We start from the raw sequence: 12,036 nt of genomic DNA, 5'->3' as shown, positions 1-12,036 counted from the left end.
ATTTTATACATACAAAATCTCCTTAAATTTTAGCACTTTTTATCATAATATAATTAATTCATTATAAGCTTCATTAAGATTCATATATATTAATTAACATATAGTTCTTAATAGAGCTATTATCAATATTACACTTTTTTACACTGATTTTTTTATAACTATATACCTTAGATTCGACATTTAAAGATGTAATTTTTACATAGTTTGCTTCCTTTTTTACACTGATTTTTTTATTTTTAATACGATAACTTTTATATGTACCCTTATCCCATTTAAAATATTGTTTTAAAGTTTTTGGTAACCTATACAATGTTGTTTTTGAATAAGTAGCATAAACTTTAAATGATACATCGAAAAATTTAATATTACTTGGTGAAACAGATTTTCCTAATACTCCTGTAACATATGCTGATTTTGCTTTACTTCCGTCTAAAGAAATTGTACATCCTCCACCTACCGATCCATTAAATTTTCATATTTTACCAGTTATATCTGCTCCTGCATTAAATGCCCCTCCTGATAATGTCGATATATTTTCACCTGGATAAACCACTATTTGTATACCCGCTGAAAAAGATGGTATACCTATCTCATAGGATTATTAACACAATATGTATACAGATGTAATGTATTCGGATTACTGCTATCTCCTCTATAAGTATCCTGAGTAATAAACCTTCCATTATTAGGATCATAATATCTAGCGTTTAAATAATATAGACCTGTACTTACATCATAAATACCACCTGTATAGCAAACCTCATTGAAGAAACTACTATCTCCTATAGTTGTTGTCACTCCAAAGTCATCCTTCATTACTATATCTTGTAGTACCTATAACTTTTCCGTCAATACCTAAGAAGTTTTGGCTTGTCTTATTTCCATCTTTATCTGATGTATATAAAACTACTCCATCTTGGTAGAAGTAGTTTACTACATTGTTTCCTTCTTTTTTCTGTATACGCTTACCATTTCCGTTATATAAATTTTCTTGATTTACAACTTCCTTTGTTCCATTAACTGTAATAGAGGTAGATAGCCTATTATCAACATCATAAGTATTTTCTACTGTTATATTTGTTACACTGTCTTTTTCCTTAGTTTGATTTCCGTTAGCATCATAAGTATAAGTCTTATTTGATGTTTCTTTTCCATCTTTATTTTCTACAGATGATGTAAGCTGATTTAATTCATTATATTTATAGCTAGTAGTTACTCCATCTTTTGTCATTGACGTTCTATTACCAACTTTATCATATCCATAAGTTATACTACTATTTTTATCTGTAGAATGATTAGTTACATCAGTCTTTACAAGTCTTCCTAAAGCATCATAAGTATATGAGTAGGATTCCATCACTTTATCTAAATTGCTACTATCAATGTATTTCATTGATGTTACTCTATCAAATACATCATACTCATATGTTTTTAGTATATAATCATCTTGTGATTCAAAGTTTCTATATTCCTTAATATTTTTTACTTTTCCGTCTGTGTGATAATAATACTCTCTATAATTTATAGTGTTTATTAAGAAATTCTTCTTAATCTTAGCCTGGATCTTTGTTAACCATCCATATTCATTGTATATAAACTTCAATCCTTTTACTTCATCATTTGAGTCAGGATAGTTAATATCAGTTACTCTATCGTTTACATCATATGTATATACACTATCTCACCATTATTAATTAAAAACTAACAATAAATTATACTTTATTTTACAATTTATAACATTAGTAAATTAAATTTGATAATCATTCATCTCCTACTTTTAAAAGTTCACCTTCATTATCTTTAATACCTTTTTCCCACACTTCTATTTCTATGGAAACAATTGTATTTTTCTCTCTCCTAGCATTTAGTTTTCGTTTATTGTACAAGTCAAACATTCCCCAACACTCTCCATCTACAATTAATGCCGTTTTATTTGAATCATCCGACCATATAATAAATACTTCCTTACAATCTTCAATAGGAGGATTTATCTGATTATAAATCCATAAATGATCAACAATTTCATCAAATTCGCCATCATCATTCAAACTGCATAAATACATATAGCTGGTTTCTCCGTCATCTTCAAAAACTGTAATCCATTTATTATCTGGAGATTCACATTCTATAACAAAGCTTTCTTCTTCATTCAAATTACTACTCATACTTTCTCCTTTAAAATATAGTTACATTCAATTTTATATGTCAATATAACTAATATACCTTATATTTATTATACTTTTGCTCTTATATAACCTCTAATTACATATTGCCCATTATTATGTTCATATGGGATATGATATTTATCTAAAATATCAACAAATTCTTTTTCAGCATCATGTAACACTTTCTTTGAAACTAACCTACCACCTGTTTCTTCATAATATCTTGGCCTTACTTTTATCCATTCAATCAAATAATAATCTAAGTATACAAACGACTCTTCATCATAACTTCCCATATAATCTACATCATTATTAAAGTCACTATAGTCAGGAGAATCTTCTTCTTCAAAAACAGTCTTCAAAATATATGGTGGTTCAAATGGCATATCATAAATCATTGCATCTCTAAACTCATTCCATTTAGTATTATTCATTATTGAAACTAAACGAGTACTTTCAAGATATTTATTAAATTTTTCCTTCTTATTCAGATATTTCATCTCCTTTACTATTATATAATCTATCCTTTACTATTCAAGTTGACTTGCCATATCAAATTGAAATCCTATTATTTCTTCCATTGGTATTTCTTTTCTTAATCTTTTTTCAAAGTCATATTTCTCTGTATCACCCAACTACTGTCCAAGGGTGTATCATTTTTGATACAACCTTAGACATTTTGTTTTGTTAATTAACACTCTAGATATCTTTCCTATATCTATTCTTTATATATACTAACTAAAAAAGATATTAACCATTTCTAAATTATAATTCAATTTACAATTATCCATATCCTCAGATGACAGTACCTCTTCTTTACCAAAATAAACCCATTTATTCGATATACTGTCTAAAAAATCATCTCTATCATTATTATTAAATGGTCTATATAGTTCTAATTTTATCTCTGACAGTGTAATATCCTCATATTTCCAATAAGGCTCTATACTTATATCTTTATACTTTATATTATCTTCATTGATATATGATAGTAGTTTGCTAACAACCTCAGTTGCTTCGTCTTTATTAATAGTTTTTATGAATAATCTAATAAACATTTTTAATTCCTCTCAAAATCACAATATATTACAATTATCTATTTAACTTACAACTTACAAAAACATAGACTACAAGTTAATTTGTGAATATGTAAATCCAATTAAAATTTTTATCAACCATATAAACATGATCCATTTTTAAATATATCTTTTGTTTCTAATTTATTTTACGCCATTTTAGATTCAGTGCTTTTATATATGTTCCAATATAATTATAATCTTCATTTTCTAATTCATCATCTGCCCAAAATACACTTTCATCATTAATTATTAAAGTTGCGCCATATATCTCCCTTGTACAATTTTCTCCTAATCCTTTCAAATTTAATGTAATAAGCCCTTCAAAACATAATTCAACAACTCCATACCAAGTAGAATTATCAAATTGCACTTTTAATTGTGTTTTTCCATAATCCTCTTCATATATCAATTTATCCAATGTTGAATCATGAAACCCAGCAAACATTCTCATAAAAGTATTTGCATCATCTTGATTTCTAATATAATTCCATTTATCTATATCTTCATTAACTTTAACTTTTATATTTGTTTCTTCTAAGGACACTTTCTTATTTTGAAGTATTTTAAGTATAAATTCAAAGTTATCAAATACATCTTTATAGCCTCTAAAAAGCTTAATCTCATAACTAAAATTATTATCTTTACAATATTTTTTTAATTTTAGCAAGAAAGTTTTCTCATATGTAACCCATTCACTAGTATTTGAATTAATACACTCATATATTGTATTTAATTCTTGCGTATCCTTGTCAAAATATTCAACAAGCTCAAATTTACTTATATATGGATTAAATAAAATTGCCTGTTCATAATAACCACTATTAATCAAACCATACACCATAGATTTATAATATCTTTTTTCTAATTTATCATATGCTCTAACAAACATCTTATCTCCTAACAAGCCCTTTTTTACATTTAATCAAGCTCTCCAATGAACCACAGCTCACCTTCATAACTTAAATCATCATCATAAATTTCTTCTTTATAAGCTTTTACTGTCATATTTCTTGGTAAATTTATATTCCACTCTCTACAAATATCTCTTTCTTTAGAAAGTGATATCCATTTTTGATATTCTGTATTTCTATAAAAAAAACTTTTAAAATAATCATCATTCCAAAATACAATAATCTGTGAATCCCATAAACTAGGTAGGTTTATACATGCGACTACCCTTACTTCCATGTCATATACTCCCTTATTATTAATTAAAAAGTCAACTCGATCTATAATTAATTGAATATATTTCCTACGTAAAGATATAGGTGTTTTGTAAGAATCTATAAATCGTTGAGATATGGGCATGTGTAAATGCCAACATTCATGTTCTAAATCAATATCTGGAAATTTAGAAGTTAATTCTATCAATCTACATTCCATTTCTTTAAATTTTCTAGTTTTACCTCTTATCTTTTTCTTATATGATTTGTCTGGATAAATATAATACATCCAAATGCCTCCCTTAACTGCTGTATAAATTTTTATTCCTGCGTGTATTTCCTATAAATCTGATAAAGCTCATTTGCAAACATTTTTAAATAAGTTTGATCAAACTCATTTTCAAAGCTTAACTCTTGCTCAAAACCATTTCTAGAGTGATTATTCAAACATCCTTTTACTAGAATATGCCCATTACCCTTAGCTGAAAACTCTATATAGATTTATCACTTTCTACATATATATCTAAAGTTGAATTTATAGGATAGTTAAACTCTTCTTCATTTATATAAACACCTATTTCAATAGTAAAATCTTCTGTACTTAACCTATGCTTCATTTATTTTCTCCTTGTGCTAAATTCTCTAATCTACTAATTTAATTTTATCATTCTATAGTAATTAAACTGTATGGAATTTACCATGTATATTGCCTTATTTGTCCCACTGCTTTTTTCCTATCATTATATATTAAACTCTGCATACTATCTTCATATATTTTGTCAAACTTCTCTAATGCTTAAAGAATTGTTTCAATTAATTCTGGTTTATTTCTTGCTATAATAACCGTATCTTTTATACATTGTCGTGATGTGATTGGCTTTTCATCTTCAATATGCTTTAGGTATTCTTCAATAATAATCCTATTTACCTAAAATCATTTTAATTCATAAATAGTATTACCTAATTTATAAAACTTTTTTGTAATCTGATAATACTCCACAAACAAATCATAAGATTCTTCATAAAAAATTTTATTTCCCTTTAGGTAATTGGGATACTTAAAATTCTTTTTTAAATATACCATACCAGTTAATTGTTTTCCACATTCATAAATTGGATCATCATAATTGTCTATAAAGAAATCTTTAATTATATGAGATTCTACAAGCCCACATTTTTCATAAAATAACGCTATTAAAGAACTATCCCCCGTTCCTACATACATAATATCATCATATTTTCTTGTTTCTCTGCTAATAATAGCAAATCTAAAAACATTTTTTATTGTCTTTTATTATTTTCACTTTAAAACTCCCTAATATAGTTTATAACTTGATTATAAATGGATTTTGGGTAAAATAAAAGCTAGTCATTGTAAATAACCAGCTTAAGAGTTGCTATATTATTATCTAATTTAATCTTTTTATAAATAAAACCATACACTCACAATTGCTAACATTCATATCACTCTATAAAAAACCTCTTGGGCAAATACTATAGGTACATTTTTATTTCTTTCAAATATCTCTCTATAATTCTCCACAGGAACTTTCTGCTCCCCTACATAGGAAGATATTTCTATAGTCAATGCTGGTTTTTCATAATTTTCAATAAACCAATCTTTATATCCACTACCTGTAACAGGTGGGTTTTCTTCTTCTAACTCATATCCTGTTTCCTTAGATATTTCACTAGCTATTTCCAAATCCCTTTGCATATCCAATTGATTATACTGATAGAAAATTACCTCCCCTGAAGAATGATAAGAAATTGTTCCATCAAACAAATATTTTTCTGTCAAACATTTTAGTGCATAAGTCTCTGTTTCTGAAAAATAATAAGGTCCTTTATAAAGTTGATATTGTGGGCTTGTTACACTATCATCATCTGGATACTTAGTTGGATAATTTCTATTTAGATCTACTCCTCTTATATTTGCTTTCCAACGTGGAAACAATTCTTCTTTTAAATATGGTTCATATTTATACTTTGGAGATATAAATTTTCCTCCATTTAATACTAAATCTGCACCATCTGGATTAACTAATGGTACAAATACAAAAGTTACATATTTCAAAAGCTTATTAATGCTCATATAATTTATGCTTTTGTCCATTTTATATAATTTTAAAAGGTAGTTAACTTGGTCTAGTATCAATATGGCTGTAATTGCTTCTCTAGCATGATGTGTTCCTTGAATTAATATTTTTGTCCTTCCTTCTCCCATAGTTATGGATAGTATGGGTGTCCCTTGTACTGATTTCCCTATTTTATCTAAACTTAATAATTCTTTATTATGCTTGCATAAATTATAAATAGCTTTGTTGATATTTTTTGAAAAATGTCTTGATTGGTACAAGTTTATATAACTGTTAACGCATCTATTTATCATTTTATCACTCCATCATTACATTTTTTGTGCATATATAATATATATTCTATGACATTTAAATAAACTCCCTTTTTCACAAAATAAGTTAGATGAATATTTTGAGCAAGGTCATTGCCTGAAATTTCATAGCGCCCACACAGTGGCTTAAAGTGGTAAGGTCGGCATCTCGTTTGAGTAACGGATTTATCCGAAGTGGTAACGAGGATATATCGTTGACGATATGCTTCTCAATTTTGGCGAAATGAACTAAGCAAATTTTTTTAATTTCTTCCTTTTATTAATTTTTTTAAATTTCTAAGTACGAATTTTACTACCTCATTTAAAACAAGCACCATAGATGATAAAAGTAATATCTTAATCCACATACTTATATCTAAAGCTACAGAGTTAAAAAATGCTCTAAATATTTGTGTAAATAGTATTTGTACTGCACCTGTAACAAATATTATTTCTAGCGCCAATTTATTTTTAAAAAAATTTGGTATGGTACTATTAAGACCAAACTCCCTACAATTAAATGCATTAAATAAAGCACTAAATGCGAATAATGAGAATATTACTGTGCTTTGTTCCTGAGGTGTTGCCTGAAGTATGTTATAAAACTCTTGTAAATGTACTATGCTAATTATAAGAAATGCATTTATAGTAATATTCACTGCCATACTTCTTGCAATTATACCTGCTTTTCTTCTAATAGGTTTTCTTTTTAACACATAATCTCTAACAGGTTCTAAACCAAGAGCTAAAGCTGGAGGCCCATCCATTATTATATTAACCCATAGTAGTTGAATAGTTGTAAAAGGCATTTCTTTTCCCATAATCTGAGATATTACTGCAATCATAAACGCCACAATATTTATAGTTAACTGAAATTGTATAAATCTTTGGAAGTTTTCATATATACCTCTTCCCCATTTTATGCCATCAACTATGGTACTAAAACTGTCATCTGTCAAAATAATATCTGAAGCATTCTTAGATACTTCCGTACCTGATATTCCCATGGATATACCCACATCAGCCTTACTTAGTGCTGGTGCATCATTAATTCCATCTCCAGTTACAGCAACGACTTCAGAATTTGCTTGCAATGCTTGTACTATTCTCATTTTTGTTTCTGGTTTTGAACGAGCTACTATGGATATATCATTTATTTCTTCTCTAAGTTCTTCATCACTTAATATATCTATATATGTAGCTTCTACAGCTTTTTTGTTATCATTTAATAAACCCAGCTCAGTTCCTATTGCTTTTGCTGTGTTTATATTGTCACCTGTTAGCATTTTAACTTTGACTCCAGCCTCATAAGCAGTTTCTATGGACTCTTTTACTCCTTTTCTTAGAGGATCTACTATGCCAACAAATCCACTAAATATTAAGTCTTTGCTATTTTCAACTCTTTCTATATTTCCACTATAATCAAAAGCTGTGTCTACTGTCATTGCCACTTCGTCCATGGCTCCATCTATTACTTTATATGCAAACCCTAAGGTTCTCATTGATTTAACTTGAAGTTTACTTATTTCATGAAGGATTTCTTTTTTCTTATTTTGAGTTATTTGTTTTACTTCTTTTCCATCTTGATAGTAGGCGCATCTTTCAAGTAATATTTCTGGCGCACCCTTACTTAATAATACATTTCTTTGATTCACCTCAATTAAAGATGACATTCTTTTTTTCTCAGAATTAAATGGTATTTGTGATACTAATTTAGTATTTCTTCTAAAATCAACATAATCTTTATTATTATGAAATAAAAGTAATGCACATTCAGTGGCACTTCCTATATATTTATAAGACTTGTCCTCTTTTTCTATATCAGCTGTTGAGTTGGATAAGCAGTTTTCTTCAAAGAAACTATGACTCTCGTAGTTACAATCTCTTATATACTTTCCATCTACATAAGCTACTTCTACTTTCATTTTATTTTGTGTTAATGTTCCTGTTTTATCTGAACAAATTACTGATACACATCCTATTGTTTCACAAGCTTCTTTTTTAGTAACTAATGCATTAATCTTAGCCATCTTTTGCATAGTTATGGCCAAAGTTATATTAACCATAGTTGGAAGTCCCTCAGGAACTGTTGCAACTATTAAGGCTATACATACCATATATGCATTTTTAGCTGGTGCCAAAGATTGAATAAATGGTATAAATCCTGACGTATCAACAACTATAACACCATATGTAGTCATTTTAATTATCATAAATAAACATAGTAAAAATGCAACTATTCCAGACAATATGGCTATTTTAGCTCCTAATTTCCCCAATTTAATTTGTAGAGGTGTAGATACATCTGGGTCGCCTATGTTTTGAGCTATTTTACCCATTTCTGTAGAATCTCCAATATTAGTTACAACCATTTTACCTCTTCCATACGCTACTAGTGTTCCTCCAAATACCATGTTTTTTTGATTGGCAGGTATGGTATCTTGCTCTATTATTTCTGTTTTTCCATATAATATATCCATTTTTATACTAGCATTGGCATCTTTTAATACATCGTTAGACTCTCCTGTAAGCATGTCCTCTCTTAATTTTAAGTTGATGCTTTCTATAAGTCTTCCGTCAGCTGGTATCAAATCTCCACTTTCTATAAAAACAATATCCCCTGGTACTAAATCCTTTTTAGGTACCACTTGAATTTTTCCATTTCTCAATACTTTTACTTCTATATTTTCAGTTAATTTTGATAATGCTTGAGCTGCTTTTTTAGATTTACTTTCTGTAATAGCTCCTATGGATAGTCCCAAAAATATTGCCCCCAAAATTCCAAAGGCATCGTGAGCCTCTCCTGCAAAAGCACTAATTACTGCTGCTGCCAACAATATTAATATCATAGGCTCCATAATACTATCAAATATTTCATCTAAAATTGATTTACCTTCTTTAATAGTAAACTCATTATAACCATACTTTGCTCTTCTTAATTCAATATCTTTAGTATCTAAACCAAATTCTCTATTAACCTCTAGGTATCTTAAAGTATCTGCAATTGATTTATTATAATATCTCATCTTTATCCCCCTCGTTAATCTCCTTGAAACTTATATAATACATCTCATTAAAACTTGTATAATATATATGAAATTAACTCTATAAATATGCTCAAACTATTCTTCTATTATTTGGATTTATTATTATATTGTGAATCAATGGTACTATTGTTTGAAAATATTTATTATTATATTGCAAATTTTATTGATTTTTATTGTTAATTGATAATAAGTATTGATTGAGAATTAAATTTGTATTATACTCTGATTAAATTAAAAGAAGAAAAAATTCGCTTCGCCTGAGCGACGTGTCGTAGAAACACTTCATATGGCCAACGAGATGTCTTTGCTCTGCTTCAGGCAACGAACTTGCTCAAAATTTATTTAATCATATTTAATTGGAGGTAATTATGAATTTTTTAATATCATTAATAGCTGCAATCTTACTAGTAGCTATTGGTCGTAATTTTATCAAAAAACATGCTAATATATGTTATATTTTAACTACAGTATTATCAGTTGCTTTAGTAGTAGGATCTTATACAGGTGTCATTTGGACAATGCCTGCTTGGTTTACAACTACAATCCTTCCTATTTTAATAAAAAGTACTTTTTCTACTGCAATTTTTGTTATTGTTATGTATACAGGTGCTTTCAAAAATGGAAGTAAATTAATTAAGTTTTTAATGCCAATTAGGGCTGAATTATCAATTATAGCTGGTATTCTTACTTTGGCTCATAATATAAGCTTTGGTAAAACCCACTTTGTAAATCTTTTCAATGCACCAGAGCTTATGTCTACTAATATGAAGGCGGCAGCTGGAGTTAGTATAGTTCTTATCGCAATTATGGTTCCACTACTTGTTACTTCTTTCCGCCCAGTTAGAAAATTAATGAAACCTAAAATGTGGAAGAATTTACAAAGATTTGCTTACTTATTCTATGCACTTATATATGTTCATGTAATGCTAATAATGGTTCCAGTTGCTCTTTCAGGAGACACTACTTACATAATAAATGTATTAGTTTATAGTGTAGTATTTATAACTTATGCAGTAATGCGTATTGCAAAACATTTTGCTAAGAAATCATCTGCTAAGTCAAAGAAGACAGCTTCTATATCTATTGCGAACTAACTTCTTTCTGACAAATTATTTTTAATATTTAAAATATATAAAACTATAGCAAAAAGACCGTATCAATTTATATACGGTCTTTTTCTACTGTTTCAGGCATCTCCTTTGATTAACGGTTTTATGAATAGAAGCGAATTTTTTAATTTATTTCCATCTTCCACTCTTGGTGTACTTCTAACATAGACTACCTTAAATCATAAAAAGGTAGTCTATTCTTATTTATACTTTATTTATAAATATCTCAAACTCATTTAATAAATATCTTAATTCTTCATCATCATAGTAAAAATGACCTGACTTTTCTAAGTTAATAACTTCATAATCATTTTGTAGTTTTCTCTTAAAAACTTTTAAAGTTTTATAACTAACAAGCTCATCTATTTTACATTGAACAATAAGTGTTGGTACTTCTATATTTTTCAGTTCTTTTTTAGTTAAACTTATTAAGGTAAACAAATCTACATACCTGGGAATCCAACTAATATAAGTAAATATTGAACCTCTTTCCACACTGAAAGCCTTCTTAGCATACTTAGCTAGTGTATCTTGTTCTCTCACCCTTCCAAAAGCTACCTTTATACTACTTATAATCATATTAAATCTTACAAAAACTTTAAGTGGTGTTGATATTAGTACTATACCTTTTACTTTATTTTTATATTTCAAAGCAAACAATAAAGATAATAATGCGCCCATGGAATGACCTACTAATATTATATTTTCATAATTATCTTTATGTTTTAAAATCTCTTTATCAACACTATTCATCCATTTTTCTCTACTACTTTTTGCAAAATATTTTCCACTTTTTCCATGTCCATGTAGTAAAATTGCCGAGTAAGAAAAGCCTTCTTTATGTAAAATCTCTGCAAATTCTTTAAACTGATTTGGACCTTCTAGTATTCCATGAATGAATATAACTATAGTCTTTGAATCTTTATTTTCATATACAAATGGTTTATGAATTTCTTTTTTTAATGTCATTAATACTCTCCCATCTAATCATTTATCAATTGTTTTATATCCTATTTTATCTAAATCATATGTAAATACAATATCATCTTCTTTATAAGTATTATGTTTTACTATTTTTTATTTT

Annotated in this window: 14 protein-coding genes; 1 reads left to right on the top strand and 13 read right to left on the bottom strand. The window is 27.9% G+C overall.

The features are described 5' to 3' along the window. Positions 1–585: 585 nt before the first annotated feature. From NSA58_RS08755 to NSA58_RS08705, 12 genes are all read right to left on the bottom strand, one after another. A complete protein-coding gene (locus NSA58_RS08755; RefSeq protein WP_074429246.1) occupies positions 586–798 on the bottom strand; it encodes an RHS repeat-associated core domain-containing protein in 213 nt (70 codons plus the stop codon). Between the two features lie 7 nt (positions 799–805). Further along, the gene (locus NSA58_RS08750; protein ID WP_074429247.1) at positions 806–1,603 is read right to left on the bottom strand and encodes an RHS repeat domain-containing protein; all 798 of its coding nucleotides are present in this window, start codon (positions 1,601–1,603) and stop codon (positions 806–808) included. Between the two features lie 157 nt (positions 1,604–1,760). Next, positions 1,761–2,165: a DUF2251 domain-containing protein gene (locus NSA58_RS08745; protein ID WP_074079105.1), complete on the bottom strand. Its 405-nt coding sequence runs from the start codon at positions 2,163–2,165 to the stop codon at positions 1,761–1,763. A gap of 68 nt (positions 2,166–2,233) precedes the next feature. Then, positions 2,234–2,665, bottom strand: coding sequence for a DUF6678 family protein (locus NSA58_RS08740; protein WP_074079103.1), 432 nt, complete (start codon positions 2,663–2,665; stop codon positions 2,234–2,236). 234 nt (positions 2,666–2,899) lie between these two features. Further along, a complete protein-coding gene (locus tag NSA58_RS08735; RefSeq protein WP_074079100.1) occupies positions 2,900–3,223 on the bottom strand; it encodes a hypothetical protein in 324 nt (107 codons plus the stop codon). A gap of 157 nt (positions 3,224–3,380) precedes the next feature. Beyond that, positions 3,381–4,133 (bottom strand): hypothetical protein, encoded by a 753-nt coding sequence (locus tag NSA58_RS08730; protein WP_074079097.1) that lies wholly within the window; start codon positions 4,131–4,133, stop codon positions 3,381–3,383. Positions 4,134–4,162: 29 nt separating this feature from the next. Further along, on the bottom strand, positions 4,163–4,696 hold the full coding sequence (locus tag NSA58_RS08725; RefSeq protein ID WP_074079094.1) for a DUF3916 domain-containing protein: 534 nt from the start codon (positions 4,694–4,696) through the stop codon (positions 4,163–4,165). A 32-nt stretch (positions 4,697–4,728) separates the two neighbouring features. Next, positions 4,729–4,854 (bottom strand): hypothetical protein, encoded by a 126-nt coding sequence (locus NSA58_RS21100; protein WP_456300426.1) that lies wholly within the window; start codon positions 4,852–4,854, stop codon positions 4,729–4,731. A 44-nt stretch (positions 4,855–4,898) separates the two neighbouring features. After that, positions 4,899–5,024 carry a hypothetical protein gene (locus NSA58_RS08720; RefSeq protein WP_257560393.1) on the bottom strand — a complete coding sequence of 42 codons (126 nt, stop codon included), beginning with the start codon at positions 5,022–5,024 and terminating at the stop codon, positions 4,899–4,901. Positions 5,025–5,341: 317 nt separating this feature from the next. Then, positions 5,342–5,632 carry a hypothetical protein gene (locus NSA58_RS20705; RefSeq protein ID WP_330652552.1) on the bottom strand — a complete coding sequence of 97 codons (291 nt, stop codon included), beginning with the start codon at positions 5,630–5,632 and terminating at the stop codon, positions 5,342–5,344. A 234-nt stretch (positions 5,633–5,866) separates the two neighbouring features. Then, complete coding sequence (locus tag NSA58_RS08710) at positions 5,867–6,799, bottom strand: M14 family zinc carboxypeptidase (RefSeq protein ID WP_074429248.1); 933 nt, start codon at positions 6,797–6,799, stop codon at positions 5,867–5,869. A gap of 260 nt (positions 6,800–7,059) precedes the next feature. Then, the gene (locus NSA58_RS08705; RefSeq protein WP_074429249.1) at positions 7,060–9,822 is read right to left on the bottom strand and encodes a calcium-translocating P-type ATPase, PMCA-type; all 2,763 of its coding nucleotides are present in this window, start codon (positions 9,820–9,822) and stop codon (positions 7,060–7,062) included. Positions 9,823–10,211: 389 nt separating this feature from the next. Between NSA58_RS08705 and NSA58_RS08700 the strand changes: the two genes are divergently transcribed. Further along, positions 10,212–10,937, top strand: coding sequence for a hypothetical protein (locus NSA58_RS08700; protein WP_074429250.1), 726 nt, complete (start codon positions 10,212–10,214; stop codon positions 10,935–10,937). Positions 10,938–11,156: 219 nt separating this feature from the next. Here the strand turns inward: NSA58_RS08700 and NSA58_RS08695 are convergent, their stop codons facing one another. Beyond that, a complete protein-coding gene (locus NSA58_RS08695) occupies positions 11,157–11,921 on the bottom strand; it encodes an alpha/beta hydrolase (protein ID WP_074429251.1) in 765 nt (254 codons plus the stop codon). Positions 11,922–12,036: the final 115 nt, after the last annotated feature.

The organism is Terrisporobacter muris, from assembly GCF_024621905.1.
GTDB classification, from domain to species: Bacteria; Bacillota; Clostridia; order Peptostreptococcales; family Peptostreptococcaceae; genus Terrisporobacter; species Terrisporobacter muris.
Note: the sequence above shows the minus strand (reverse complement) of the source record. Positions and strands in the feature narration are given on the sequence as shown.